We start from the raw sequence: 26,549 nt of genomic DNA on the forward strand, positions 1-26,549 counted from the left end.
GGGTGGGCGACACCGCGGGGACGGGGAAAGGAACCGGGAGACGGGCCGGGGCAGGGGTCGGGACACGGACGGGGCCCGGGACAGGGGCCGGGTTCGATTTCGGGTTCGGAGCCGAGTCGTACGCCGCGCTGGAGGCCCGCGCGTCCACGCCACAGACGGTGGCCTCCGTGACCTCCCTGGCGTACGACGCGCCCCTGACGTCCCGGCTGGAGGCGCTGCGCGAACTGGTGGGACTGTCCAGGGCCCGGCTCGACAGCCGGACGCTGGCCGGGGCGAGCCGGGTCCTCGACGAGGCCGCCGCGCGGCGCAGGCTCTCCGGGCAGCACACCGTCGTCGCCATCGCGGGTGCGACCGGCAGCGGCAAGTCGCAGCTGTTCAACGTCCTCGCCGGAGCGACCATTTCGGAGACCGGCGTACGACGGCCGACCACCGCCGCGCCCATCGCGTGCAGTTGGAGCGACGGCGCCGCGGGTCTCATCGAACGGCTCGGCATCCCGCCCCGGTTGCGCCGGCGCCCGTTGCAGGCGACGGCGGACGCGGACGAGCAGCTGCGCGGACTCGTCCTCGTCGACCTGCCGGACCACGACTCGGCGGCCGTGCAGCACCGCGAACAGGTCGACCGGGTGCTGGGCCTGGTCGACGCCGTCATCTGGGTCGTCGACCCGGAGAAGTACGCCGACGCGATGCTGCACGAGCGCTATCTGCGGCCCATGGCGGCCCACGCGGAGGTCATGTTCGTCGTCCTCAACCAGATCGACCGGCTGCCCGGGGAGGCCGCCGAACAGGTCCTGGACGATCTGCGCCGCCTGCTCGACGAGGACGGCATCGCCCTGGGCGAGTACGGAGAACCCGGTACGACGGTCCTCGCGCTGTCCGCGCTCACCGGCGACGGGGTCGGCGAACTGCGTGAAGCGCTCGGCCAGTTCGTGGTCGAGCGGGGAGCGGCCGGCCGCCGTGTCGCGGCGGACGTGGACATCACCGCGGCCCGGCTGTGGCCCGTCTACGCCAACCGCCGGTGGGCCGGGCTCAGCGAGGAGGCGCGGGAGGAGTTCACGGACCGGCTCGCGGACGCGGTGGGCGCCACCGCGGCGGGCGAGGCCGCCGAACGCGCGTGGCTGCGCAACGCCAACCGCGCGTGCGGCACCCCGTGGCTGCGGCTGTGGCGCTGGTACGAGGACCGGGGCGGGCCGCTCACCGGGAGACTTCCGCAGCGGACGCAGCCCGACGAGGAGATCACGGCCAGGCAGCGGGTGGAGCAGGCGGTGCGCACGGTGTCCGACCAGGCCTCGGACGGGCTGCCCGAGCCGTGGGCGCAGGCGGTGCGCGAGGCGGCCGTACGGGGCTCCCACGGACTGTCGGAGGCGCTGGACGACCTCGCCGCGCGCGCCGCACTGCCGCCGGGGCGGCCGCCGCGGCCCGGCTGGTGGCCGGCGGCCGTACTCGCCCAGGCATCCATGACGATCATCCAGTTCATCGGCGGGCTGTGGCTGATGGGCCAGATCATCGGGTTCATGTCACCGAACCTGGGGGTGCCGGTGCTGCTGATGGTAATCGGCATCGTCGGCGGCCCGATCGTCGAGTGGAGCTGCCGGATGGCGGCCCGCGGACCGGCCCGGCGGCACGGGCTGGAGGCGGCGAGACGGCTGCGGGAGGCGGCCGCGGGGTGCGGCCGCGCCCGGGTCCTGGACCCGGTGGCCTCGGAACTGCTGCGGTACCGGGAGGTACGGGAGGAGTACGGACGGGTGGCGGGGGTGGGCGTAGGGATGGGTTGAGGCGTACGAGCGGCCCCTGCCGCGCAGCTTCTTTGCGCGGCCGCTCGTACGGGTGGCGGAGTTGTCCACAGACCGGCGGTGGTCCACAGGCGTCAGCGGGCCCGGTCCGACGGCGGCAGTCTGACTCGCAGCCGTACGGGACGGGCCCGTACGCGTATCCGCCCGGTCGCCGGCGCCGGTGTCCGGGCGGGGGAGGCAGGCACGATGAACGAGACGATGATCTGTGCGGTGGGCAACGTGGCGACGCAGCCGGTGTTCCGGGAGACGGCGTCCGGACCGGTGGCGAGGTTCCGGCTGGCGGTCACGTCGCGGTACTGGAACCGGGACAAGGCCATGTGGGCGGACGGACACACCAACTTCTTCACGGTGTGGGCCAATCGCCAGCTCGCCACCAACGCCACGGCCTCGCTGTCGGTGGGCGAACCCGTGATCGTGCAGGGGCGGTTGAAGGTGCGCACGGAGACACGCGAGGGGCAGCAGGGCCGTACCTCGGCGGACCTCGACGCGGTGGCGATCGGCCACGACCTGGCCCGGGGCACGTCGGCCTTCCGCCGTGCGGGCCGCCCGGACTCCCCACAGGCCTCCCCGGACCGGCCGGAACCCGCGTGGGAAACCAGGCCGGGTGAGGGAGCCAAGGAGCCTGAAGCGGTCGAACCCTCTGAAGCGGTTGAAGCCGCCGAAGTGGCGGATGTGGCCGAAGCGGTCACCGCAACCACCGCAGCCGAGCCCGCCGCCACCGCACAACAATCACCGGAACCAGCCATGGTGACGTGATGTCGCCGGTCCGGCCCTCGGCGGCGGAGCCGACCGAAGTGCGGCTTATCGGCGAATCCATGGCGAACGATCCCGAGATGATTTATCGACAAGCCCTGCTCTTACCCACTCCGGCGATAACGATTCCACGTCGGATCAGGCCTCCGACCTGATCACCGTCGGGCGCGGTTCGCGGCGTACTTAGGATTCCGGGCATGGCTCCCGGGGTTCTCGGGGCCGGTGATTCTGCTGGTGGGACCCGTCCCCCACGTCAACGGGTCCCGCTCGGAAGGGAAATCGGTGTTTGCTGCGTCCTCTGGATTCTCTGCGTCGTCCGCACGCGGGCTCGGGCCGGTGAGACGTCTCGCCGCCGGAACGTTGGTGTCCGGATTCATCGCCGCCGGTGTACTGACCGGCGCCGGGACGGCGGTGGCCGACGACGGGACGACGCGCGGTGAGGGCGGAGCGGCCGCGACCGTGGAGGGCCTGAAGACGTACGGCGAGGCCGTGATCCGCGACGCCGCCGGAGACCAGCAGGTGTCGGCGGGACTGTTCGAGATGTCCGTCGAGGGCGGTGGCATGCTGCAGACCTACTGCGTCGACATCCACACCCCCACGCAGACGGACGCCGAGTACCACGAGACCGACTGGAGCGGGACCTCGCTGGGCGCCAACAAGGACGCCGGCCGGATCCACTGGATCCTGCGGAACTCCTACCCCCAGGTGAACAACCTCGCGGCGCTCGCCGACCGGGCGGGCGTCCGGGGCGAGCTGACCGAGCAGGACGCGGCGGCCGGCACGCAGGTGGCGATCTGGCGCTACTCCGACAACGTGGACGTGGACGCCGTCGACCCCCAGGCGGAGCAGCTCGCCGACTACCTGGAGAAGAGCGCGCGCAACCAGGCGGAGCCGCAGGCGTCGCTCGCCCTGGACCCGCCGGCCGTCTCCGGACGCCCCGGCGAACTGCTCGGCCCGGTGACGGTACGGACGGACGCGCGCAGTGTGACGATGTCGCCGCAGGCGGACACCGCCACGAGCGGGGTGCGGATCCTGGACGCGGACGGTCTGCCGGCCATCAGCGCGGTGGACGGCACCGAGGTGTTCTTCGAGATACCCGAGGACGCGCCCGAGGGCACGGTCCAGGTGACCGCGCAGGCCTCGACCACGGTGCCGGTCGGCCGGGCGTTCGCCGCCGAGAGCCGCAGCCAGACGCAGATCCTGGCCGGCTCCAGCACCTCGACGGTCTCCGCGACGGCGAGCGCGACGTGGGCGGAGCAGGGCGCGATCCCGGCGATGACCGCCCGGAAGAACTGCGCCGAAGGCGGCGTCGACGTCATCACTACCAATCAGGACGACGAGCCCTTCACCTTCGAAGTGGCGGAGCGCGAGTACACCGTGGAGCCGGGCGAGACCCGCACGGTGACGGTTCCGGTGGCCGAGGACCGGACGTACGACTTCACCGTCCAGGGCGCGGACGGCTTCGAGAAGCGGTTCACCGGCATGCTCGACTGCAGGACCAAGGCCGCCGAAACCGGCGTCGACGTCCACACCCTGAGCGGCCCCACCCCCGCCCCCGTGGTGGGCGGGTCCACCACCGACGTCAACCTCGCCGACACCGGCGCCCCCAGCATCGCCCCCTGGATCGTCGGCACCGCCATCACCCTGGTCGTCCTCGGCGGAACGGCTCTGGTCATCACCCGGCAGCGCGAGGCGAGGCGCGGCAACTGACGCCCTCGATCGACGCACTCGATCGACGCGGCAAAGGACCACGGGCGTCACGGAGTGGAAGCCGTGTTCGTGACCATGGGCCTGCTGAACCGCGGTCTCGCCGAAGCTCGACGAGCCTCCTTCAACACCCCATGCCGCGACGCCGAACGCCGCTTCCACAACCGCGCCATGGACGTGCTCGAAGAGGCCGCCGACACCGATCTCTGACAGCGCCGACGGCCGGCGGAGCCTCTTGACTCAGCCGTCAAGACTCCACCGGCCTCGTCAAAAGCAGCAATCGCGTCCGGGGACAACCGCACGCGCATCGGTGTCCTCGGTTCGCGGTGTCGTGCGGGCTGTGGGCACAGCGCAGCGGCCTTTGCCCTGCCAGGCGGCCGAGGCCGCGCCCTCGGCCCGCCCGGCTCAGCGCAAACGTCGCGAGCCGCCGTGTGGTGTACCGACGTCCTCCGGAAGGCCCTGGACCTCGCGCAGGTCGAGGGTGACGGCCTTCGCGGCGTCGTACCAGTTCCCGTAGAGGTCGGCGAAGAACGGGGCCGACATGCCGTGCAGCAGAACACTGAGGCCGATGGTGACCGCGACGACCTGGCCCATCAGTCCGACCCCGGGCACGTGGTCCTCCACCATGAGGAGCCCAAAGACCACGGAGGCCAGGCCCCGGGGGCCGAACCGACCGACGTAGGCGACGGTGGGCAGCCGGACACCGGTGCCGGCCGGCGCGAGGGCCACCGGAAGCATTCCGACCACAGTCAGGCTGAGCACGGCGTACGTGATGACCCGCCAGTTCAGGTGCTCCAGCGCCGGGCCGAGCAAGACCGCGCCGAAGGCCGGGAAGCTCAGAGTTCCCAGCAGCCCGCCCTCGTACTCGGCCAGGTCCGCGGGCCGCTCCTTGGCCTGCGCCTCTCCCGTCGGTTCGCCCTTGCGCAGTGCCACGCCGAATGCGAAGCCGCCCGTCCAGGCGGCGACGAAGCCGCTTCCGTCCACGGCCGTCGCCGCGCTGTACGCGCAGAAGGCCACCGCCAGGACGGCGACCTGTTGCCATTCATCGGTCACCCAGCCCCGGGCTGCAGACCCCGGAAACCGGAACGCCGGACGAGCCTGCCGCGAAGTCGCCCCTCGCAGCGGATGCGAATGCGGATGCGAATGCGTTGCCCGTACTGGTGAATACCCACAGCCCGACTCGCGAAAATGTGCGGTCGTACGCGCTGCGACAGAGGGCATCATCCGCGCCGCTGGGCGCTCCCTTGCCCGAGCACCGCACCGCAAGTGCACCGGATCGGGCGGAGAACAGCGGGGAATCACTCGGTCACCTGGTACCTGAGAAGGGGTACCTCGTGGCCGGGGCAGTAGGCATGCCACCGAACAGTGCACGCGTAAAGGCCCCCTGCGGCGAAACAGGGGGCCAAGCGTGCTGCCACATCCGGGCAAGGAGTTGGTCAGGCACGTCCCGCGATGCGGGTATCCCCCTATTGGGGCACCCATAGCCGGTGACCTCAAGGGTTTCGGCAGAGTGTTTACAAACAACCTCCGACACTGGCGGCATCGTTCACCTTGGCTCCAGGATGTCAGTGGTCGGTGGAAAGCGGGCGAACGCACACAGACCACGTCATCATCCGGGCTTTGAGTTGCAGGAGCTGACGCCATGGAATGGCGAACTTTCGGCCAACTGCTGATCTTCTTCGGTGTGCTGGGCGGCCCCCTCATCCTTCTGATCGGCATGGATGTCGACCCGTGGACCGCGCTGAAGCTGATCGGTGCGCTGGTGGGACTGGTACGCGGCCTCTTCGCCTTGACGCCGCATCAGGAGTCGTCCACCAGAACAGCGAAGGGCGGTGAGACCGAGGGGGGCGGCATGCGGTCGGCCATCGGCCCCCGAGGGAATGCGCGCGCGAGTGCGGCTCCACCCCAGGGCGCCCACGAGGGAGGTGGGGACCCCGAAGGCTTTGGCCCGATGCAGGATGCCGACTCCACGGAGCCTGAGGGGGACGCACGCTCGTGACACTGACGGAGACGCCGCTGCCCGATCCGGCCGTCGAAATGTTCGACGCGCTTTTGACGGCAAAGGAGAACAGCGGAAAGACCTACGGACAGCTGGCGAAGCTCACCAAGGTGTCCAGGTCCTCGGTGCATCACTACTTCAGTGGCATGCGCTGGCCGCCCCTGCCCTCCTATTTGGAGTTGATCTACCGCATGGGCGAAGATCCGCTTCAGGGGGATTGGGTCAGCCTCTACAGGAAGGCTGCGAAGAGCGTGGACCGGCCGACCGAGCCGGTCGAGAAGCTGGAGGAAAAACTCGCCGGCATCGCGAGCGCCGGCAAGAGGGTCCGGTACATGCCGATGAGCGGTCAGCACAAGGTATCGAATATCGTACTGTTGCGGTCGGTGACAGGGAAAGCCCTCATCGCGGCTTTCCTGGTCCTCGGCGCAACGGTAGGGCTGCTGCTAACGCGGGATATCAGGGAAGAGGCCCTCGCACCTCGGGACCGCAACAACGTTTGTGAGCACGGAGCAGAGTGTGGCGATCTCGGCGCCGACGACTCGAACCTGACCGATCCTGACTCACCCTCGTACAAGGCCGTGGTGAAGCCTAACAAGGTAGCGGTCGTCTATTGGTTGCCGCCGTACGATCACTCTCCTGGTGCTGTGGCCGGACATCTTCGGGCGGGCACCAGGGTGACGATTGAGTACTGCCTTCAGGCAGGGGGGCAACCCAGCTGGATGGTCATTTCCTATAAGGGGAGCGAAGCCTACGTGGAATCCACATTCCTGAAGCCGCTCGACGACTCACCTGATTGCGAGAGTCACTAGGGTCTGTAGCGCATGAGGGCCCCGCGTCGTCGTCACCGGTCGGCGCGCGCACCGTCGTGGCTGGCTGTCGTCGGCTGAGGTACAGACGTGGTCCCGGAACTGCTTGGAGTGATGGCCGCGCCGCAGCCCCTGGTGTGCCCGATCAGCGGGAGCCGAGCGGGGAACCACGGAGGATCCGGCACTCCCACGCAGGTCGCGGCACCGCAGGTCAGCACCGATCCACAAAGGTCGGCCGCAGCCAGTCGCATGTCCTGTTCGATGAAGGCGCGTTCGTCCGGCCGGTCTTCCCAGTACCGGCTGCAAAGGATCGCAGCTTCCCCGGCTGAGGGCGCTCTGCCCGATGGGTACTTGGCCGACCCCTCAGCCGCTCAATCCCCTCTCGCCCGCGCGCACTCCGGCCTGGAACCGTGAGCCCGCGTCGAGGGCGTCGAGCAGGTGGGCGACGCGGCGACGGTAGGTTCGCAAGGACATGCCGAGCTCCCGCGCGGCTGTCTCGTCGGTGGCGCCCGATGCCAGGGCGTGCAGGACTGTTCGGCTCTGGGCATCGAGCTGGGGGTGCTTGCCGCTCAGGAACGCTTGGAGGTCGGTGGCGCTCTCCCAGGCGGCTTCGAACAGTGCGTACACGCTGCCGACCAGGGTGGGTGCGGTGGTCAGGGTGTATGCGCGGCCGCCGGGGGTGTTCAAGCCGGCGAGGATCGCGAACCGGCGGTCGATGATGATCGTCTCGTGGGGGAGGGCGGTGGCGGCGATCCGCACGCGGGCGCCCTTGTCGACGAGCATGCTGAGGTGCTCGCGGCTGTGCTGGTCGGCGAGCGAAGCCGGGCTGAACAGCTTGCGGATCTGTTGGGTGTCCCTGTTTAGGAGCCCGTCGCCGACGGCCTGCCGGGCTCCGGGACGGGACCAGGTGTCGAGGTCGCGGGCGGCGCAGACGAACTCCTCGTGGACAGAGGAGAAGACCTGCTCGGTACGGGCGAGGAGTTCCAGGTCACCGCGGATCGTCACGACGTCGGCCACTCCCCCATTCTGCCCGACGGCAGCAAGCTGCCACGGGTTCGCAGCCCGAACGCCCCTTGGTCCAGGCTGTGTTCATGAGCAACGACTTCCGCCTTGGTGGCGACCTGCTGATCAACCGGATCGGCTTCGGGGCCATGCGCCTGCCCACGAACAGCTTCCACGGACCGGCGCGCGATCCCCGAACCGGTCGCGCCGTCCTGCGCCGTGCCGTGGAGCTGGGCATCAACCACATCGACACCGCCGCCTTCTACACCAGCGGCGACGGCACCGTCCGTGCCAACGCCCTGATCCGGGAAGCCCTTCACCCTTACCCGGCCGACCTGGTCATCGCCACCAAGGTCGGCCCGGCCCGTACTCCCGACGGCGGCTTGGCCGCAACCTCCGATCCCGCTGCCCTGCGGCCGATGGTCGAGGAGAACCTCGAAACCCTCGGTGTGGATCGCCTCGATCTGGTCTATCTGCGCATCGGGGGCATCGAGTCGCTGCCGCACGGGGAATCCGTGGCCGAACGCTTCGAGGCGCTGGCCACGCTGCGCGAGGAGGGCCTGATCCGCCATCTCGGCCTGAGCAACGTCGACGCCGGCCATCTCGCCGAGGCCCGCGCGATCGCGCCCGTCGCGGCCGTCCAGAACCACTTCCACGCCGCCAAGCGCGATGACACGGAGGTCCTGGCCCTCTGCGAGGAGGCCGGCATCGCCTACGTGCCGTTCTTCCCGCTGGGCGGCGGCCTGAGCGACCTCACGGGTGACCGCATGGCCAAGGTCGCGGACCGGCACGGCGCCACGATCCCTCGGATCGCCCTGGCCTGGCTGCTTGCCTCTTCCCCGGTCACTCTGGCCATCCCCGGCACCGGCTCCCTCGCCCACCTGGAGGAGAACACTGCCGCCAGGTCGACAGCCCTCACCCCGGAGGATCTGTCCGACCTCACCTGACGTGAGGACCGCTCCGCACCGCCTCGGCTCCGCAGAATGCCGCCGCGCTCCTCCTGAACCGCGATGCCGTCACCGACCGCCTCCGCTCTCGTCTCGTTCCACCGCGTGCACCGCCGTTGAACGAGACGAGAACCGGAGCCCGGCGCCCCTCAGCGACCAGCCGCCCATGGACCCGGGAAACGCCCCTCCGCCAAGCCCACCACCCCCCACTGGCTCTGTGCATGAGAACGGGCTCTGGTCCAACTTCCGCCTTGCTGCCGAGCTTCTGGCACCCGTTCGCAGCCGACGAAGATCATGGCTACTGCTTCGGCTCACTCCTCGTGGCCCGGCCCAGCTCCTACGACACCTCTGCTCAGGCCGCGGAGCGACTCCGGCGGAGCTCGTGACAGACCAGCGACCGGGCCGTCGGGCGCGCCTCACCGTTCACCTCGCGGACGTCATGACGTCGCGCACCCCTCGCATTTCATGACTACGAGTTAGATCACTCTTACGCATCGTTACTTTTCTGCATGCCGAGGGGAAACCCACATCACAGTGGTCCCACGCAAAAGCCCACCGATCGCTGCGCAGGCTTCCTGGCAGGAGCAGCGATCGGTGAGCGGGCACCCAGGAGGTACTGCTATGAGTGTGACCTCGGCAAACTCACCTTCCATCCCCCGACCGCGAGGCTGGGCTACCGTCCTCGTCGTCATCGTGGTCGTCTACGTCCCCGTCGCGCAGATCCAAGACGTTCTGACCAACTTGATCGCGCTGTCAGCAGTCCTGGTCTGCGGCTCCGCGGTGAGCGCAGTATCAGCCCGACGGCCGCGGACGACCGCGTGACCGCCGACTAGACCCAACGAGGCTTTTCCCCCCGGCCTCCCTTCCCCGGGAAGCCGGGAGAGAGCCGCCCGTGCGACGAAGATCGCCCGGAACAGCCGGCTCTCCCGCGGGGGCGACGTGTCGAGCACGAGGCTCCGCAGACGCATGCTTCACCTTCTCCGCGGACAGGCACCCCGGGCCGGGCGCCGACCGCAGGAGGGGTAGCTTGATCACCCCGGACCACGGACAAGCAGGGGGGAACGGCATGCGGCTGCGGTGTGCGGTGCTGGACGACTTCCAGGGGGCGGCCGCCGAGGCCGCCGACTGGGGGCCGGTCACGGAGGACGTCGAAGTGGTCTCGTTCGACGGTCACTTCACCGACGAGGACGCCCTGGCCGACGCGCTCGCCGACGCCGACATCGTGGTGACGCTGCGGGAGCGGGTGGCCTTCCCCGGGTCGTTGATCGCCCGGCTGCCCCGGCTGAGGCTGATCGTCGCCTCCGGCATGCGCAACTCGGTCATCGACTACGCCGCCGCCGAGGCACACGGCGTCACCGTGTGCGGTACGGCCAGTTCCTCCACCCCGCCGGTCGAGTTGACCTGGGCCCTGCTCCTCGGCCTGGCGCGCGGCATCGTCGAGGAGAGCAACGGCCTGCGCACCGGCGGCCCCTGGCAGCGCACCGTGGGTGCCGACCTGCACGGACGGCGCCTCGGGCTGCTCGGCCTGGGGAAGATCGGGAGCCGGGTGGCCCAGGTCGGTCTCGCCTTCGGCATGCGGGTCGGGGCCTGGAGCCACCACCTCACCCAGGAGCGTGCCGACGAGGTGGGCGTGGAACTCGCGCCGTCCATGGAGGACCTGTTGCGCGAGAGCGACTTCGTCTCCGTGCACCTCGCGCTCGGCGAGCGCAGCCGCGGCCTGCTCGGTGCCGCCGAACTCGCCCTGCTCAAGCCCACGGCCTACCTGGTCAACACCTCCCGCGCGGCGATCGTCGACCAGGACGCCCTGCTCACCGCCCTGCACGACGGCCGGATCGCCGGTGCCGGCGTCGATGTCTTCGACATCGAACCGCTGCCCGCCGGCCACCCGATGCGCACCGCCCCCCGTCTGCTCGCCACCCCGCACCTCGGCTACGTCTCCCGTGCCAACTACGCCACGTACTACGGCCAGGCGGTCGAGAACATCCGTGCCTTCCTCGACGGCGCACCGGTCCGGCGCCTGCCCTGAAAGCGGCCGGAAACCCGGGACAGAGGACCGGGCCGGAAGGCCGGCCGGAAGAAAACCCCTCCGCCCAGGGTGATCCGTGGCTGATCACCGTGACCCGTCGCGCGTCTTCGCGTTGAACGGGGAGCACGGCCGCGCCCCCTGCGTCCGTGCTCATCGAATAAGAAGGAGAACGTGATGTCGCGCATCGCGAAGGTTGCCTGCGTCGCACTCGGCACGGGTGCCGTGGCCCTGAGCGGGGCCGGTACGGCTCTGGCGGACGCGGGTGCCCAGGGCACCGCCGCCCACTCCCCGGGATTCCTGTCGGGCAACTTCGTGCAGGCCCCGGTGCACGTGCCGGTCAACGTGTGCGGGAACACCGTCGACGTCGTCGGTGCGCTGAACCCGGCGTTCGGCAACGAGTGCGTGTGAACAAGGACGGCAAGAACCACAAGAGCACTTACGGGAACTGATCGCCCGTACGTGTCATCGGCAGCACACCCAGAGCCCCGGCACCTCGAGCGCCGGGGCTCTCGGCGCTCCTGGCGCCGCTTCCGGGACCCGGGCCCTCAGGCACAGCGGTGGAACCGCCGACGGTTCCCGCACATCGGGCTGCATATGCCTCAATACCGGGATCGCCCACAAATGAGTGATTACAAACAAGAGACGTGGCTGTTGGTCATCATGGACTGGTTCGCCCTCATTTCCCTGTTCCGGAGCCGTCCATGCGTCCTGCCCTCACCACCGCCCAGGTTGCCCTGACCACACAGCGCCGCGGGTCCACTCCTCCACCGCCGGAGCAGGTGGAGGAACGGAGCCTGATGTTCGAGGGTTTCGCGTACAGGTGCCGGATCGTCCGTCAGAGCGCTCCACACACAGCGCCGCTGCTGCTGCTCGGCGGCTCGTCCCAGAACCGGTACTCCTGGCAGGGGCACGAGAAGTGGCTGGCACCGCTGTGCACGGTGATCACCGTGGATCTCCCCGGATACGGCAGTGCGGACTTCCTGCCCGCCCGCTACGGGATCGACTTTCTCGCCGCCGCGGTCCAGCACATGCTGGTGGAGACGGGGATGCCGCGGGTGAATCTCTTCGGCGGTTGCTTCGGTGAAGTCGTCGGCCTCCGCTTCGCGCAGCTGTACCCCGAGTCCGTCCGTCGCATCGTCTTCTGCGGCGCCGCGATGCGTCTTCCCGAGATCTACACCGAGGCGGTACCGCGTCTGGCGCAGGCGCTGGAACGGGGGGAGATCGAGGCGGCGGCCGACGGTCTGGTGGGGCTGTTCATGTCGAACCCGGGTGCCGGTCAGGTCCGCAGGCACGCGGCCGTCGCACGCCTTTTGCATCACCAGTTCATGACCCAGACGCCCGACGAGCTGAGGAAGGCGGTCGAACACAACACGAGGCTGGTGACGCACGGCTGTTACGAGCCCCTGCCGGTCCCCGCCGTGCCCGCCCTGGTGTTCACGGGCGAGTACGACACCCTGTGCACCCCGCAGATGGGCCGGGAGCTCGCCGCGACGATTCCGGCGGCGCGGTTCACCACGGTCAAGGAAGCGGACCATCTGGTCACCGTCGAGCGCAGACAGGAGGCATCGGACCTGATCGGCCGCTTCTGCACTGACCGCCCCATCGACGACCTGCCGTACTGCGCCCCCGTGGAGTCACCGGGCGCCGGCCTCGCCTGCGCGACGGCATACCGGTGACGGACATACGACGAGTGGCCGGGACCCGGTACCGGGTCCCGGCCACTCTCCGCTGTACGGGTGGTCCGACGCGGGGATGCCGCCGTGCGGGAAGCCGTGCACAACGGCTCTCGGCCGACAAAGACGTCAGGACTTTTTACCCGGCAGGACAACGCTGTTGGTGCAGGAGACCTCGGCATTCCCGCCGGAGCAGGTCTGCTTCGACTCGTTGACGAAGTGGATCTTTCCGTACTGGTCGGTCGTGATCTCCTGCTCACTTACCTGCACGCAGCGAACGGTGCCGTCCTCGCCCTTGACGCAGTTGTCCGGGTCTTCGGCACCGAAGGCCTGGACGGCACCGGCGCCGATCAGCGCGAGCCCACCGAGGACCCCCGCCGCCGCTGCGATCTTGTTCGACTTCACCATCTACCTTTTTCCTTGACGGTCAACTCGCCGCGACTGGGCGGCGGAGCCGGCCCGGACCTCCGGGCCGGCCGATGTGCCGGGCGGGCCCGGGGCTCGAACGCGTGGTTCGAGCCCCGGGCCCCACCTGGCTCACCTGAGGGTGATCAGCCGCCGATGGCGAAGCTGGAGGCGCAGGAGATCGCGTTGGTCTCCTCGTTCTCCGCGTTGCCGAGGCCCAGGATGCCGACCGCGAGGTTGATGTCGTCGATGTTGACGAGGCCCTGCTTCGAGTTGTCCTGGGCGCAGGTCGTGGTCTGCGAGTTGTTGAGCTCGGCCTCCGGCCCGTCACCGGCGTGGCTGACGCCGGCGCCGAGGAAGCCGACACTACCGAGCATGGCCATGACGACAGCGGCCTTCTGGTACTTGCGCATTACTGCTCCATTCTCGTACTGGCACGGTCCGTGTCGGACCAGCCACTTACAGTCGCTAATTTAGGCGACATTTACGGCAGTTGTTAGATGAAACGCCGCGTCGCGCCTAGGGAAACGGGATGCCGCCACCCTGAGCAGCGGAGCCGGTCCGGACACCCGGACCGGCCGACATGCCGGGCGGCCCCGGGGCTCGAACACCTGGGTTCGAGCCCCGGGACCCACCTGGATCACCTGACGGTGATCAGCCGCCGAAGGCGAGGCTGGAGGCGCAGGACACCGCGTTGGTCTCCTTGTTCTCCGCGTTGCCGAGGCCCAGCAGGGCGCCGACACCGGCGTTGACGTCGTCGATGTTGACGAGACCCTGGACGGAGTTGTCCTGGGCGCAGGTCGTGGCCTGCTTGTTGTTCAGCTCGAACGAGGGGTCGTCACCGGCGTGGCTGACGCCAGCGCCGAGGAAGCCGACACTGCCGAGCATGGCCATGACGACGGCGGCCTTCTGGTACTTGCGCATTACTTCTCCGATTTCCCGAGTGGACACAACCCGTGTCGGGTCGGTCACTTACGGTGGTTAACGTAAACGACGTTTCGGACTTTGGATAGCCAAAACGCCCATGCACGTAATTTTCTCGTGAAGATGCAGGTCACCGGCCCGACACGCGTGCATCAGGTGGCCGAACGTGCGTCAGGCGGCCGGGAGCGGAGGCCGCCCGTCCGGTGCGGCGGCTTCCCCAGGGGTGGTCCCGGAAGGAACACCGTGACCGGCGCGAGATGCTCGCCTTGAGCGAGGCGTGCGGCCGCGCGTCATGCGGCCGCGCTCACCGGGCGAGTCCGGGCGAATCCGGAGAACGTGATGCCTCGCATCGCGAAGATCGGCGCTGCGGCTCTCGGCACGGGGCCGTGGTGCTCAGCGGGGCCGGTAGGGCCGCAGCGGACGCCGGCGCCCACGCTGCGGCGTCCCACGCGCCGGGGGTCACGTCCGGCCACGTGGTCCAGGTCCCGCTTCACGCGCCGATCAACGCGTGCGGCAACACCGTCAACGTGCTCGGCTTCCTCAACCCCGCCATGGGCAACCGCTGCGTGAACGACAGCCACAACAAGCACCACCAGGGCTACGGCAACTGACGTTCGTCGTGGTGACCCAAGAGCCCCGCCGCCCCGAGCGCCGGGGCTCTCCCCATGAAGCCCGAGACCGCGTCCCTTCACGCGTACCGGTAGATCCGGCCGATGTCCTCCAGTTCGTCCGGTGTCACGTCCCACGGCGGCAGCTTCTCGTGCCGTGCCACGATCCGGCGGTACTGCTCGTCGCCCCGGCCCGGCGGTTCCGCGGGGAGGTAGCGGGCCCCGCCGCCGTGCCGGCGCTGCCAGCGGTACCACTGCAGATCGACGAAGGCGTGGTGCAGCCAGAAGACGGGGTCGTTGACGGAGGCGGCACCGAGCATGGCCCCGCCGACCCAGCGGTGCACCCTGTTGTGGTTGCGCCAGGACGGGCTGCCCCAGCCGGTGCTCCAGCCCTCCAGCTTGTTGCGGAAACCCCGCGTGACCGTCGAGTCCCAGGGTCCCGCGTCGTAGACGGGGTCCTCCAGCGCCTGCTCCAGGTCGCTCGTGGTGGGCAGCTCGATCGGATCGCGGCGGCGGCCGAGGTCCCGGGTGAGGAACCCCCCGTCGGTCATGCCCACTTCGATGGTCCAGTTGCCCTGCCCGTACGCGAACGGCCCCGTCATCACCTGCTGGTCGGACCGGCGCCCGTCGCCGCCGAGGAAGTCCGCCGTCCACAGTGCGGAGGTGGTCGTGCGGTCACGGGTCCAGTCCCAGTACGGAATGGTCACCGCCGAGTCCACCCGGCGCAGGGCGTCCTCCAGGTCGAGCAGGAACCGGCGGTGCCAGGGCAGGAAGGAGGGCGCCATGTGCGCGGTGCGCAGTCCGCGCTCGCCGTCGGAGGAGTAGTACGCGAGGTGCATCCGCACGAACTCGTCGTACTCGCCCCGCCGTTTGACCTCCAGCAGCGCCTTGACGAACCGTAGCCTCTCGACCGCCGTGAGCGTGCCTGCGTCCTTACGCACGTACGCCATGCCGGCCCTCCCCGTGCGCGTGTCCCGCACCTCCCGGCTCCGACGCCGCATCACTCAGCCGCTCGCCGGGGCCGAGCGTGTCGACGGCCGCGTAGACGGCCTCTAGCGGCGTCGGGTGGGAGAAGTAGTGGTCCACCGTGCTCAGCCAGCCGCCGTCGGCGCGGCGCATCAGATGCAGGGGGCGGCCGTCCACCGTGACGTGCCACCGGCCGTCCTCGGCCGTGGTGCGCCCCGGCACCCACACCCCTCGGATGCGGCGGCCGCGGTAGGTCCGCTCGAAGGCGGAGGCGGTGTCGCCCGAGGGGTCCGTTTCCGCGGGCCCGGGGCGCGGAGACCGGAAGGCGGCGAGCACCGGGGCCAGGACGCCGGCGAGGGCACCGGCCCGCAGGCCTCGTGCCACGTCCCGCCGTGTTCTGCCCGCCGGTCCGGGCGGCGCCGGGCGCGGCACCGCGTCCTCGGCACCCACGGGTGCTGAGCCAATGGGAACGACCATGATCCACTCCTTGTCCGAACGGTTGTCGCTGTTCCAACCGTCGAACCTGCCGCATGGTCACCTCCGCATGGCGAAGGGGTGAACACACGAAGTCGGCCCCCGGTCCGGACCGGGGGCCGACTTCGTACGGCGCGTCTCAGGCGTGCAGCCCCAGATCGCCGTGCACCGGCTTGGCCTGGTTCACCACGTCCGCCGCCTCCTCCGCGGTGCCGAACATCGACGTCCGGGACTCGGTGGCGCTCGACTCGTCCTGCGGCGACATGAGTTCGAAGGGGACCGCAGCGCGCGTGTTCAGGCCGGTGTCGAGGCCGGTGGACGCCAGGTCGATCTCCTGCGCGTACGCGGGCGCGGCCATGCCGGCGGCGATCAGGGACCCGGCAATGACGGCGGCAGCCTTCAGGGACTTCATCATGTTCCTTTCTTCGGCAACGCGGGTCGCCGGAGGGGGCTTTGTGTCGCCGTGCTCAACGATCCTCGGCCGGTGCGGAAACCGGGGAACCACGGATTGGCGAGTCGTCATATGAGATCAAACGGGTGGTGACGCCACCGGCGCCGGCGGAACGGTGACCGCGGGCGTCGAGGTTTCCGGTCCGCACGAGCGGCGTGGCAAGCCTTCGACGTCCCCTTTTCACCCGCACGGCCCTGATCCGCCCGATGAGGTGGCGGGGCGGGACCGCCCGGGTGTCACCCACGGAGGGCCGAATTCACGATTCCAACACACTTGTCGGCGTTGATTGAGTTTCGGCAAATTTGTCCGGCTGGTGGCTAGAGTTGTGCCGACGCACCCCCAGAAGCGGACGCATCGCACTCGTCGCGCTGCCTGCTCCATCCCGGCGGTCCTGCTCGTCGTCGCCGTCCTCAGGCGAGGCTCCGACATCGGCGGCACCGCCGGCCGCGGACGTCGTCTTTACCCATCCGGTCACCGCCACCCGTTCCGAAAGGCTCCGACGGTCATGCGCCAATCCCTGGGTCAGTTGCTTCGCCCTGCCACGGTGGGTGTCCTCGCTCTTGTCGCGATGTGGGCACCCTGCGGCTCCCCCGCCGCCGCTCCGGCCGCGCCGCCCGCGCCGGAAGCGAGCAGTCTCGCGTTCGACCAGCGGTATCACGCGCTCCAGCACGGCGGCATCGTGCGCGCGGCCAACTCCTCCGCCACCTGCCGTACGGCCCAGGCCTCCTCGTGCGCGGACGTGCAGGCGGGCGCGCAGGCGGTGAACGGCGACTTCGACATGTTCTACGTCGACGTCGACCGCGACCCGAACACCTACAACTCCTCCCGTTCGGAGGTCCGCCTGCCCCCCGGCTCGCAGGTGACGTACGCGCGCCTGTACTGGGGCGGCAACCTGCGCGTGGGCGAACAGAAGCCCGCGGAGGACAACGGGCGGGTCCTGATCGCCGAACCCGGCGGGGACTACAAGGAGCTCCTCGCGGACACCGTCGTGGGACACGACGTGGCGGACGGCGCGGACGCCTTCCAGGCCTCGGCGGACGTGACCGGGCTAGTGCGGGACAGCGGGCCGGGTCTGTACACCGTGGCGCAGGTCAACGTGGCCGCCGGCCGGTCGGCGGCCGGCGCGTGGGGCGGCTGGACCCTGGTGGTGGCGTACGAGAACCCGGCGGAGCCGCTGCGGCACCTCTCGCTCTGGGACGGCTTCGCACCACTGAAGTCCCGCACGGGGCCCGAGGTCCGGCTCAGCGGTCCGGCCCTCGCGGCGGACGCGGAGGGCCAGGTGGGGCTGGTGGCGTACAACGGCGACCGCGGCACCACGGGCGACTCGCTCACCGTGACCACCGGCACACCCGCTTCCACCACGATGCTCGCCGACTCCGCCAACCCCGCCGGTGACGTCCTGAACTCCACCATCAGCGGGCCCGCCGGGGCTGTTCCGTCGCGGGTTCCGGCGTATGCCAACACGCTCGGCTACGACTCCGACGTGTTCACCCTCGGCCGTGGTCTGCTGCACGCCGGCGACCGGGTGAGCTTCCGGCTCTCATCCCAGCAGGACGCGGCCTGGGCCGGGGTGCTCTTCACCGCCCTCGACGCCCGGCGATGAACACGCCGCCACCCGTCCCGAGCACCGTCGCGGGTGAGGAATCCGGACGCACGGGCCCGCCCCCCTCCGACCGCCGGCCGCGGGTACTGCACCTCACCCAGCCGGTGGACGGCGGGGTCGCCCGCGTGGTGACGGACCTGGTCCGTACGCAGGTGGCGGAGGGCCTGGACGTCACCGCGGTCTGCCCCGACAGCACACTCGCCCTCCACCTGCGGGCGCTCGGCGCGCAGGTGCGGAACTGGCGGTCCACGCGGTCGCCCGGCCCGTCGCTCGTGCGGGAGGTACGGCACCTCGCGCGGGTGATCGACGAGGTGCGCCCCGACCTGGTGCACGCGCACAGCGCGAAGGCCGGGCTCGCCGGGCGGCTCGCGGTACGCGGGCGGATTCCGACCGTCTTCCAGCCGCACGCCTGGTCGTTCGAGGCGGTGGGCGGGGTCACCGCAGCGCTCGCGCTCGGGTGGGAACGATGGGGGGCGCGCTGGGCCACACGGGTGGTGTGCGTGAGCGAGGCGGAACGGGCGACCGGTGTGCACGCCGGGATCACCGGACGGTGGACCGTCATCCCCAACGGCATCGATCCCGAGCGCTTCTGCCCGGCCGGCACCGACACCGTGCGGGCCGGGCTCGCCCCGCTCGCCGCCCTCCACCCCGCGACGCCGCTCGTGGTCTGTGTGGGGCGGCTCTGCCGTCAGAAGGGGCAGGACGTCCTGTTGCGTGCGTGGGACGCCGTCGTGCAGCGGGTGCCCACCGCGCACCTCGTCCTGGTCGGCGACGGGCCGGACGACGACCGGCTGCGCGCGCAGGCCCCGAAGTCCGTGCTGTTCGCGGGAGCCGTCACCGACGCCTCGCCCTGGTACCAGGCCGCCGATCTCGTCGTCCTGCCGTCCCGCTGGGAGGGCATGGCCCTGGCCCCACTGGAGGCGATGGCCTGCGGGCGTCCCGTGGTGGTCACGGACGTCGACGGCGCTCGCGAGAGCCTGCCGCCGTCCATCGCCCCCCGTTGTCTGGTACCGCCGGAGAACCCGGGGGCTCTGGCCGGGGCCCTGGCCGGGCTGCTGCTCGACCCGCCGCTGCGTGAGTCGCTCGGCGACCTGGGCCGTCGGCACGTGCTGTCCGTCCACGACGTACGGCACACCGCCGAGCAGGTCGCCGACGTCTACCGCGACCTGCTCGGCACCTGGCCCTCCAGAGGGAGGGCACGTCCGTCCCGCGCCGTCGAGCGCGGCGAGGCCCGCGACACCGAGCAGGGGCAGCCGCTCGACGCGGACTGCTGTACCGAAGCGGCGCACCGGACCGCGCAGCGCGTCGAGCCCACCAAGTACAGGGAGACCATCCGCTCGTGACCGCCGAACACACCGTGCCCTCCCCCGGCGTACCGCCGCGGGACCACGGCTCCTCGCCCGTCTCCGTCATGCCGCCGCGCGACACCGCCGGCGGCCTGCGGCTGCCCGGCCCGCGTCCTTCGGCGCGGCCTGCTTCGCCCGTACCGCTGCTCCTCGCGGACGCTGCCGCGGCCCTGCTGGGCACGCTGGCGCTGTCCGGCACCCAGCGACACTCCCTGCTCGCCGTCCTGTTGATCGCCGCATCGCTGCTGCTGCGCCCCCGGGCAGGTCAGCCGCCCGGGCCGGGGCTGCTGGACGAACTGCCCGCGGTGTGCGGCCGTGTCGCGGTGGCCTGGCTGGCGTCCGCGGCGCTCTGGGCGGCGTACCGGCCGGAGCACGCGCTGTCCGCCGGCGCCGTGCTGACGGGCCTCGTCCTGCAGTCGGCGGCCGGCGGTGCGCTGCGCGCGACCATGCACGGACGACGGCGCGCCGCGCTGCGGCGCCATCCGCACGCGGCGCTCGTCGTCGGTCCGGCGGCGACCGCGCAGCGCGTGGCCGCCGCCCTGCTGCGTCACCCGGGGTGCGGTGTGCGGCCGGTGGGGATCGTCGCCGAGCAGCCGGACGGCATCGAGGGCCTGCCGGTGCTGCGCACCGGTGAGGAGGTCGAACGGGCGGTCATCCAGAACGGGGTGCGGGCCGTGCTGGCCGTCCACCCCTCGGTACGCGCCGGACAGGGCCCGCTGCTGCGCGCACTGGCCGATGCGGGCTGCGTGGTCCGGGAGGTCGACGCCGATTCCCCGCCGTACCCGGCGAAGGAACGGCTGGCCGGTTTCCCGTGCCGTCGCCTGGACCTTTCACCGGCGCGCCGCGACAGTGCGGGCAAGCGCGTGCTCGACATCCTCGTGTCGGGGACGCTGCTGCTGCTGGCCGGTCCGCTGCTGCTGGTGTGCGCGCTGACGCTGCGGATCAGCGACGGGCCGGGCGTGGTGTTCCGGCAGGAGCGCATCGGCAGGGGCGGAGAGCCGTTCACGCTGCTGAAGTTCCGTACGCACCGGCCGGTCGACGAGCAGGAGTCGGCGACCCGGTGGAGCGTGGCCAACGAGAACGAGATGCGCCGGTTCTGCCGCATGCTGCGGCGCACCTCGCTCGACGAACTGCTCCAGCTGTGGAACGTGCTCCGCGGCGACATGAGCCTGGTCGGACCGCGCCCCGAACGCCCTTACTTCGTCTCCCAGTTCAGCCGGACCTATCCGGGTTACGCGGCCCGCCACCGGATGCGGACCGGCATCACCGGCCTCGCCCAGGTCCGCGGCCTGCGCGGCGACACCTCGATCGAGGACCGCTGCCGGTTCGACAACGCCTACATCGACGACTGGTCGCTGTGGCAGGACATCTGCATCCTGCTGCGCACCGCGGTCACGCTGGTCCGTCCGACGGGGAGCTGACCGACGTGAGCCTCGCTCCCGCACCACTCCCGTTCCTGCTCCCGCGCCGGGCCGCCGGGCTGGTGCCGGTGCTGCCCCTGGTGGCGTTGCCCGCCCTGCTGGCCCTGCCGCTGACGTACGACGGAGCGGGGCCCGCGGACGTGGTCTCCGGGCTGGTGGTGGTGTACTGCGTGATCCGCCTGCTGCGCGAGCGGCGGCGTCCGCTGTCGCCCACCGCGGCCGTGGTGCTGGGCCTGCCGGTCGTGGGGCTCGCGCTCGCCGCGATGGGGGCGTCCTCGCCGGAGGCCGGGTTCACCGGTCTGGGCCGCTATCTGCAGGTCTTCGTGCTCGTCCCGGCGGCCGTACTGATCCTGGTCCGGGACCGCACCGACTTCCGGGTGCTGGCCTGGTCGTTCGTGGGACTCGCACTGTGGCAGGGGGCCGTCGGCGTGCACCAGTACGTCACCGGGACCGGCGCCTCCTACCAGGGCGAGGGCGTCCGGGCGGTCGGCACCTTCGGCGCCCACGACGTGATGGGCATGGCGACGGCGGTCTCCCTCGGCCTGGTGTGCGCGGTCGGGATCGCGCTGGGCCGGGCAGCCGTGTGGCAGCGGGTGACGGCCGCCGGATGCGCCGTGGCCCTGCTGCTGCCGCTCGCCCTCTCCTTCAGCCGGGGTGCCTGGATCGCGACCGCCCTGACGTGCGCCGTGCAGTTGGTCCTGGCCGGGCCGCGGCGCGCGCTGAAGGTGGCCCTGGCCGTGGCAGCCGCGGGCGTGATCCTGACCGGCGGGTTCGGCATCGGCACGGCCCAGTTGCAGGAGCGGATCGACAGCATCGCGCAGGTCGGCGACGCTCCCGACCAGTCCGTCGTGGACCGGTACACCCTGTGGGCGTCCGCCGCCGGCATGTGGCGCGAGCAGCCGCTGACGGGCGTGGGCCTGAAGGGCTTCCCCGAGTACCGCGACGGGCACGCCACCCTGGCCCTGTCCTCGGGCAGCGAGATCGCGGGCGCGGGGACGGAGTACCGGAAGCAGGCGCTGCTCTCGCCGCACAACATGTATTTGCTGGTGCTGAGCGAGCAGGGCCTGATCGGACTGCTCACCCTCGTCGGCGGCTGGCTGGCGCTGCTGGTGGGCGGGGCGCGGAGGCTGCTGCGCGTCCGCTTCCGCGGACCGGCACGCGGCGGCGGACCGGAAGCAGGCCGGGGACCGGGGCTCGACTGCGGGCTCGTCGCCTGCGGGCTGCTGCTCTGGCTGCTGACCGACTTCGTGTACGGCGACATCGGCGGCCCCACGACGATGTTGATCGCCCTGAGCCTGGGGCTCGCGGCGTGGTGGGCGCTGGCCGGCGGCGAGCGGGAGGACGCCGTGCCCCGGTGCACGGTGGCGGAGCGGGTCGAGGGGGCCGCGGCGCGATGACGGTGGTGCCTTCGCAGAGTCCCGCCCCCGACACCGACGGGGACACCGACGGGTCGGCGGCCGTGCCCGCGGCGCGTGCCGTCACACCCGCCGGGCACGACACCGGCCCGGCCCCGGCCCCGGGCTCGGTCCCAGTCCCGGGCTCGGCCTCGGGCTCGGCCCCGGGCTCGGGCTCGGCTTCCCGGAAGTTCCTCGCCCGTGCCGCGCTCGTCACGGCGTCGCTGTCCATCGCCGGCTCCCTGCTCGGCCTGGTGCGCGACCAGTCGCTGGCGCGGCTGTTCGGCGCCGGCAGCGACACGGACGCCTTCCTGGTCGCGTGGACCGTGCCGGAGATCGCCGCCACGCTGCTGATCGAGGACGGGCTGGCGATCGCGCTGATCCCGGCGTTCAGCATGGCGCTGGCCCGGCGTGCCCGGGGCGAGCCGGGCGACCCGGTCCGTGCCCTGGTCGCCGCCACGCTGCCCCGGTTGTGCCTCGCCTTCGCCGCGACGGCCGCCCTGGTCGCCGCCGTGGCGCCTTTCCTGGTCCAGATCCTCGCACCGGGCCTGCCCGAACCCGGGCTGGCCGTCGACTGCACCCGGCTCACGGCGATCAGCCTGCTGGCCTTCGGGATCGCCGGCTACTGCAGCGCCGCCCTGCGGGCACACCGCCGCTTCGTCGCGCCCGGGGCGATCTACGTCGCGTACAACACCGGCATCATCGCCGCGATGTTCCTGCTCGGCCGTACGTGGGGCGTGCGCGCCGCGGCGGTCGGGGTCGCGGTGGGCGGCTGTCTGATGGTGCTGGTGCAACTGCCGTCGCTGTGGCGGCAGCTGGCGTCCCGCACACCGGCCGTCGAGGGGGCGGCGGGCGACGCGCAGGAGCGGCCGGTCCGGCTCGCCCTGATCGCCGCCGTGCTCCTCTTCGCGCTGTGCCGCCAGTCGCAGGTCCTCGTCGAACGCTTCCTCGCCTCCTCCCTTCCCTCCGGGGCCATCTCGCACCTGAACTACGCGCAGAAGGTCGCCCAGATCCCGATGACACTGTCGCTGATGGTGTGCACCGTCACCTTCCCCGTGGTGGCGCGGGCGCTGGCGGACGGGGACACCGAACGCGCACGCGACCGCGTGGAGCGGGATCTGGTGCTGTCCTCCTGTGTGGTGATGACGGGCATGGGCGCGGTGATCGCCTGCGCCCCGCAGATGATCGAACTGCTCTTCCAGCGCGGCGCGTTCACCGTGAGCGACACCGAGGCGACCTCGGACGTCATGCGCGTGTACGCCCTCGGGCTGCTGGGGCAGATGCTGGTGGGGACGCTGGTCCGCTCGTACTTCTCGGCGGGCCGGCCCAGCTGGTATCCGCTCGCGGTGATGGGCGCGGGCATCGCCGCCACGTCGGTGATCGGCGCCGTTGCCGTGCGCCCCTGGGGGGTGGCGGGGATCGCCGCCGCCAACGCGTTCGGCATCACCGTCACGGCCGTCCTGATGCTGACCGGTCTGCGAGCGTCCCGGCGCGGCAGCCCGCACAGCCTCTCCCTCCGGGTCCGGCCGGTACTGGCCGAGCTGAGCAGACCCGTGCTCGCCGCGGTCGTCGCCACCGCCGCCGGGGCGTTCGCCGCGAGCCGGTTCGCGTCCCCGGTGGCGGGTCTCGCGGCCGGCTGTCTGAGCGTGACCGGCGTCTTCGTCGCGCTCTCCCTGGCCCTGGGCGTCCAGGGCTCCGCATCCGCAGTGCGCTCCGTACGCACCGTCACACGAAGGCTCACCCATGGCCACTTCCGTTGATTCCCTGGATTCCTTCGACACCGGCAGACTCCCCGCCGCGCCGCCGGGTCCTGTCCCGTGGGTGGCGATGTACCACTCGGTGGGCGACTGCTCGGACGATCCGTACCGCATCACGGCCACGCCCGAGCGGCTCGAGGAGCAGCTGGCCTGGCTGCGCCGGCGTGGGCTGCGGGGCGTGTCCGTGGCCGACCTGCTCGCCGCCCGTGCCCGGGGCGACGGTCGGCACCTGGTCGGGCTGACCTTCGACGACGGGTATGCCGACTTCGTCACCGACGCCCTGCCTCTGCTGCGCCGCTGGGACTGCGGGGCCACGCTCTTCGTCCTGCCCGGGCGGCTCGGCGGCGACAACGCCTGGGACCCGCTCGGCCCGCGCAAGCCGCTGCTGACCGCGGCCGGTATCCGGTACGCGGCGGCCGAGGGCGTGGAGATCGGCTCGCACGGGCTGACCCACGTCGATCTCACCCGGGCGGACGACCTCGCCCTCAAGGCCGAGGTGGCCGAAAGCCGCGAGCGGCTCGCGGAGTTGACCGGCACCCGGATCGACGGCTTCTGCTACCCCTACGGCACGGTCGACGCCCGCGCCGTACGGGCCGTGCGGGAGGCGGGCTACGCCTACGCCTGTGCCATCGACCCCGGCCCGCTGACCGGCCCGCACGCCCTGCCGCGCGTGCACATCGGCCAGAACGACACGGCGTGGCGCCTGCGTCTCAAGCACCGGCTGCACCGGCTGCGCCGGCGCCCGGTGGAGGGCCGGTGAGATGAGGGCTCTGCACATCATCACCGGCCTCGGCGTCGGCGGGGCCGAGCAGCAGTTGCGTCTGCTGCTGCGTCACCTGCCCGTCGACTGCGACGTCGTGACGCTCACCAACCCCGGCGCCGTCGCCGAGGGACTCACCGCCGACGGTGTCCGCGTCGTGCATCTCGGCATGGGCGGCAACCGTGACGTGACCGCGCTCCCGCGGCTGGTCCGGCTGATCCGCTCGGGCGGCTACGACCTGGTGCACACGCATCTGTACCGGGCCTGCGTCTACGGCCGGCTCGCCGCGCGCGTCGCCGGGGTCCGCGCGGTCGTCGCCACCGAACACTCCCTGGGCGACTCGCAGATGGAGGGCCGCCGGCTGACGGCGGGGGTGCGCGCGCTGTACGTCTCCAGCGAGCGGCTCGGTTCGGCGACGGTCGCCGTGTCCCCGGCGGTGGCTGACCGTCTGAAGCGCTGGGGCGTGCCCGCTCCCCGTATCGAGGTCGTCCCGAACGGCATCGACCTGGAACGCTTCCGTTTCGAGGCGGAGCGGCGTGCGCGCACCCGCCGCCGTCTCGGTCTGCCGGAGGACGCTTTCGTCGTGGGCGGTGTCGGCCGGCTCGTCCCCGGGAAGCGGTTCGACGTCCTGGTCCGGGCGCTCGCCCGGCTCCCGGACGACTACTGGCTGCTGCTGGTGGGCGGCGGCCCCGAGGAGCACGCCCTGCGCCGTACGGCCCGTGAGGCCGAGGTGGCCGACCGGGTCCTGTTCACCGGCGAGTGTCCCTACGCCGCGGACGGCTCGCCGGGCCCCGACCTGCCGTCGCTCACCTCGGCGATGGACGTGCTGGCGTCCCCGTCCCTGGAGGAGGCCTTCGGCCTGGCGGTCGTGGAGGCGCTGGCGTCGGGCCTGCCCGTGGTCTACGCCTCCTGTCCGGCGATCGAGGACCTGCCGCCGTCGGCCGCGGCCGGCGCCCGGCGCGTGCGGGGCGGCCCCGAGGCGTACGCGCGGGCGATCGCCGGGGCCCGGGCGGCGGGCCCCCTGCCACGGACCGCTCCCGAGGCCGCGCACCGCTACGGCATCACCCGCAGCACCGACCGTCTCATGGACGTGTACGCGACAGCCATCTCCCGTTCTTCGTCGTCCCCCTCCTCTTCTCTGGGAGCAAGCTCCTCATGACCGACACTCCGACCCGCCGGCTCCGTCTGTTCCTGGCCCGTGCCAGGGGGTTGCCGGCCTGGTCCGTGATCGCGGCCGGCACCCTCGCAGGCTGCCTGTTCGGCGGCGCGTACGGCCTGCTCACCTCCACGACGTACACGGCCACCAGCTACGTCGTCGCCGTACCGACCGTGAATTCCACCCCGGAATCCGCCCGCGGTTTCGCGCAGGCGTACGGGCGGGTGGCCACGCAGCTCGCGGTGCTCGGGGACGCGCAGGTGTGGGCGGGCGTGCCGGTGCGGACCCTGCAGGACAGCGTGCGCACGGCGACCTCGCCGGACGCGCCGATGGTCGCCGTCTCGGCCACCTCCTCGCGCCCCGACCTCGCCGTCGACATGGCCAACGCGGTCTCCCGCGCGCTGACGCAGCACGCGGAGAAGGCCAGCAGCAGCACCCAGGTCCGGCTCGTGCAGTTCTCGCGTGCGGTGAAGCCGAGCAGGCCGACGTCCGCCTCGCCGGTACTGACCGCTCTGGTGGGGGCGAGCGCGGGCGGGCTGCTGGGCGGTCTGGCGCTGCTGGCCCGCCCGCGCTCGCCCCCA

General features: G+C 71.5%; 27 protein-coding genes. 19 read left to right on the forward strand and 8 right to left on the reverse strand.

Going from position 1 to position 26,549, the window contains the following annotated elements; all coding sequences use genetic code 11:
- The first annotated feature begins 2 nt into the window (after positions 1-2).
- The 4 genes from AOK11_RS13975 (at position 3) to AOK11_RS42810 (ending at position 4,460) form a co-directional block, all read left to right on the forward strand.
- Positions 3-1,772, forward strand: a complete 1,770-nt coding sequence (locus AOK11_RS13975) for a YfjP family GTPase (RefSeq protein ID WP_055594030.1) — start codon at positions 3-5, stop codon at positions 1,770-1,772.
- 204 nt (positions 1,773-1,976) lie between these two features.
- Positions 1,977-2,546 (forward strand): single-stranded DNA-binding protein, encoded by a 570-nt coding sequence (locus AOK11_RS13980; protein ID WP_079034827.1) that lies wholly within the window; start codon positions 1,977-1,979, stop codon positions 2,544-2,546.
- A 333-nt stretch (positions 2,547-2,879) separates the two neighbouring features.
- The gene (locus AOK11_RS13985; protein WP_240497335.1) at positions 2,880-4,253 is read left to right on the forward strand and encodes a Cys-Gln thioester bond-forming surface protein; all 1,374 of its coding nucleotides are present in this window, start codon (positions 2,880-2,882) and stop codon (positions 4,251-4,253) included.
- Positions 4,254-4,316: 63 nt separating this feature from the next.
- Positions 4,317-4,460 carry a hypothetical protein gene (locus AOK11_RS42810; protein ID WP_157869357.1) on the forward strand — a complete coding sequence of 48 codons (144 nt, stop codon included), beginning with the start codon at positions 4,317-4,319 and terminating at the stop codon, positions 4,458-4,460.
- Positions 4,461-4,655: 195 nt separating this feature from the next.
- Here the strand turns inward: AOK11_RS42810 and AOK11_RS42815 are convergent, their stop codons facing one another.
- A complete protein-coding gene (locus tag AOK11_RS42815; RefSeq protein WP_055594032.1) occupies positions 4,656-5,303 on the reverse strand; it encodes a cation:proton antiporter domain-containing protein in 648 nt (215 codons plus the stop codon).
- Between the two features lie 589 nt (positions 5,304-5,892).
- Here AOK11_RS42815 and AOK11_RS13995 point away from each other — a divergent pair.
- Positions 5,893-6,249 (forward strand): hypothetical protein, encoded by a 357-nt coding sequence (locus AOK11_RS13995; protein ID WP_055594033.1) that lies wholly within the window; start codon positions 5,893-5,895, stop codon positions 6,247-6,249.
- Positions 6,246-7,058: a helix-turn-helix domain-containing protein gene (locus AOK11_RS14000; protein WP_055594034.1), complete on the forward strand. Its 813-nt coding sequence runs from the start codon at positions 6,246-6,248 to the stop codon at positions 7,056-7,058. Before AOK11_RS13995 ends, AOK11_RS14000 begins: the two co-directional genes overlap by 4 nt.
- A gap of 360 nt (positions 7,059-7,418) precedes the next feature.
- On the opposite strand, the gene AOK11_RS14005 is transcribed toward AOK11_RS14000, so the two are convergent.
- Entirely contained in the window at positions 7,419-8,072 is a 654-nt protein-coding gene (locus AOK11_RS14005; RefSeq protein ID WP_055594035.1) for a helix-turn-helix domain-containing protein, read from the reverse strand.
- 74 nt (positions 8,073-8,146) lie between these two features.
- Here AOK11_RS14005 and AOK11_RS14010 point away from each other — a divergent pair, with 74 nt between their 5' ends.
- From AOK11_RS14010 to AOK11_RS14030, 4 genes are all read left to right on the forward strand, one after another.
- Entirely contained in the window at positions 8,147-9,004 is an 858-nt protein-coding gene (locus tag AOK11_RS14010; RefSeq protein WP_055594053.1) for an oxidoreductase, read from the forward strand.
- Positions 9,005-10,070: 1,066 nt separating this feature from the next.
- Positions 10,071-11,030, forward strand: a complete 960-nt coding sequence (locus AOK11_RS14020; RefSeq protein WP_055594037.1) for a D-2-hydroxyacid dehydrogenase family protein — start codon at positions 10,071-10,073, stop codon at positions 11,028-11,030.
- A 174-nt stretch (positions 11,031-11,204) separates the two neighbouring features.
- Positions 11,205-11,438 (forward strand): chaplin, encoded by a 234-nt coding sequence (locus tag AOK11_RS14025; protein WP_055594038.1) that lies wholly within the window; start codon positions 11,205-11,207, stop codon positions 11,436-11,438.
- A 293-nt stretch (positions 11,439-11,731) separates the two neighbouring features.
- Positions 11,732-12,706: an alpha/beta fold hydrolase gene (locus AOK11_RS14030; protein WP_055594039.1), complete on the forward strand. Its 975-nt coding sequence runs from the start codon at positions 11,732-11,734 to the stop codon at positions 12,704-12,706.
- 126 nt (positions 12,707-12,832) lie between these two features.
- Here the strand turns inward: AOK11_RS14030 and AOK11_RS14035 are convergent, their stop codons facing one another.
- The 3 genes from AOK11_RS14035 to AOK11_RS14045 form a co-directional block, all read right to left on the reverse strand.
- Complete coding sequence (locus AOK11_RS14035) at positions 12,833-13,111, reverse strand: hypothetical protein (protein WP_055594040.1); 279 nt, start codon at positions 13,109-13,111, stop codon at positions 12,833-12,835.
- Positions 13,112-13,254: 143 nt separating this feature from the next.
- Positions 13,255-13,521: a hypothetical protein gene (locus tag AOK11_RS14040; protein WP_055594041.1), complete on the reverse strand. Its 267-nt coding sequence runs from the start codon at positions 13,519-13,521 to the stop codon at positions 13,255-13,257.
- A 241-nt stretch (positions 13,522-13,762) separates the two neighbouring features.
- Entirely contained in the window at positions 13,763-14,032 is a 270-nt protein-coding gene (locus AOK11_RS14045; protein ID WP_055594042.1) for a hypothetical protein, read from the reverse strand.
- A gap of 257 nt (positions 14,033-14,289) precedes the next feature.
- Between AOK11_RS14045 and AOK11_RS14050 the strand changes: the two genes are divergently transcribed.
- The gene (locus tag AOK11_RS14050) at positions 14,290-14,643 is read left to right on the forward strand and encodes a chaplin (protein ID WP_338058926.1); all 354 of its coding nucleotides are present in this window, start codon (positions 14,290-14,292) and stop codon (positions 14,641-14,643) included.
- A gap of 77 nt (positions 14,644-14,720) precedes the next feature.
- Here the strand turns inward: AOK11_RS14050 and AOK11_RS14055 are convergent, their stop codons facing one another.
- From AOK11_RS14055 to AOK11_RS14065, 3 genes are all read right to left on the reverse strand, one after another.
- Positions 14,721-15,590: a tyrosinase family protein gene (locus tag AOK11_RS14055; protein ID WP_055594043.1), complete on the reverse strand. Its 870-nt coding sequence runs from the start codon at positions 15,588-15,590 to the stop codon at positions 14,721-14,723.
- Complete coding sequence (locus tag AOK11_RS14060; protein ID WP_055594044.1) at positions 15,574-16,083, reverse strand: tyrosinase family oxidase copper chaperone; 510 nt, start codon at positions 16,081-16,083, stop codon at positions 15,574-15,576. The genes AOK11_RS14055 and AOK11_RS14060 overlap by 17 nt, the downstream gene beginning before the upstream one ends.
- A gap of 136 nt (positions 16,084-16,219) precedes the next feature.
- Positions 16,220-16,495, reverse strand: coding sequence for a hypothetical protein (locus AOK11_RS14065; protein WP_234373339.1), 276 nt, complete (start codon positions 16,493-16,495; stop codon positions 16,220-16,222).
- 541 nt (positions 16,496-17,036) lie between these two features.
- Here AOK11_RS14065 and AOK11_RS14070 point away from each other — a divergent pair.
- The 8 genes from AOK11_RS14070 to AOK11_RS14105 all read left to right on the forward strand — a co-directional run.
- Positions 17,037-18,134, forward strand: coding sequence for a hypothetical protein (locus tag AOK11_RS14070; protein WP_055594046.1), 1,098 nt, complete (start codon positions 17,037-17,039; stop codon positions 18,132-18,134).
- The gene (locus AOK11_RS14075; protein ID WP_079034829.1) at positions 18,131-19,477 is read left to right on the forward strand and encodes a glycosyltransferase; all 1,347 of its coding nucleotides are present in this window, start codon (positions 18,131-18,133) and stop codon (positions 19,475-19,477) included. The genes AOK11_RS14070 and AOK11_RS14075 overlap by 4 nt, the downstream gene beginning before the upstream one ends.
- On the forward strand, positions 19,474-20,901 hold the full coding sequence (locus tag AOK11_RS14080; RefSeq protein WP_055594047.1) for an exopolysaccharide biosynthesis polyprenyl glycosylphosphotransferase: 1,428 nt from the start codon (positions 19,474-19,476) through the stop codon (positions 20,899-20,901). Before AOK11_RS14075 ends, AOK11_RS14080 begins: the two co-directional genes overlap by 4 nt.
- Before the next feature lie 5 nt (positions 20,902-20,906).
- Positions 20,907-22,298, forward strand: coding sequence for an O-antigen ligase family protein (locus AOK11_RS14085; RefSeq protein WP_055594048.1), 1,392 nt, complete (start codon positions 20,907-20,909; stop codon positions 22,296-22,298).
- On the forward strand, positions 22,295-24,055 hold the full coding sequence (gene murJ, locus AOK11_RS14090; RefSeq protein WP_055594049.1) for a murein biosynthesis integral membrane protein MurJ: 1,761 nt from the start codon (positions 22,295-22,297) through the stop codon (positions 24,053-24,055). Before AOK11_RS14085 ends, murJ begins: the two co-directional genes overlap by 4 nt.
- Entirely contained in the window at positions 24,039-24,812 is a 774-nt protein-coding gene (locus tag AOK11_RS14095; protein ID WP_055594050.1) for a polysaccharide deacetylase family protein, read from the forward strand. Before murJ ends, AOK11_RS14095 begins: the two co-directional genes overlap by 17 nt.
- Position 24,813: 1 nt before the next feature.
- A complete protein-coding gene (locus tag AOK11_RS14100) occupies positions 24,814-25,971 on the forward strand; it encodes a glycosyltransferase (protein ID WP_055594051.1) in 1,158 nt (385 codons plus the stop codon).
- Positions 25,968-26,549, forward strand: a 582-nt coding sequence (locus AOK11_RS14105; RefSeq protein WP_055594052.1) for a YveK family protein, incomplete at its 3' end; no start/stop codon positions are given. The genes AOK11_RS14100 and AOK11_RS14105, both read left to right, overlap by 4 nt.

It is taken from the genome of Streptomyces hirsutus (assembly GCF_001418415.1).
GTDB lineage: Bacteria > Actinomycetota > Actinomycetes > Streptomycetales > Streptomycetaceae > Streptomyces > Streptomyces hirsutus.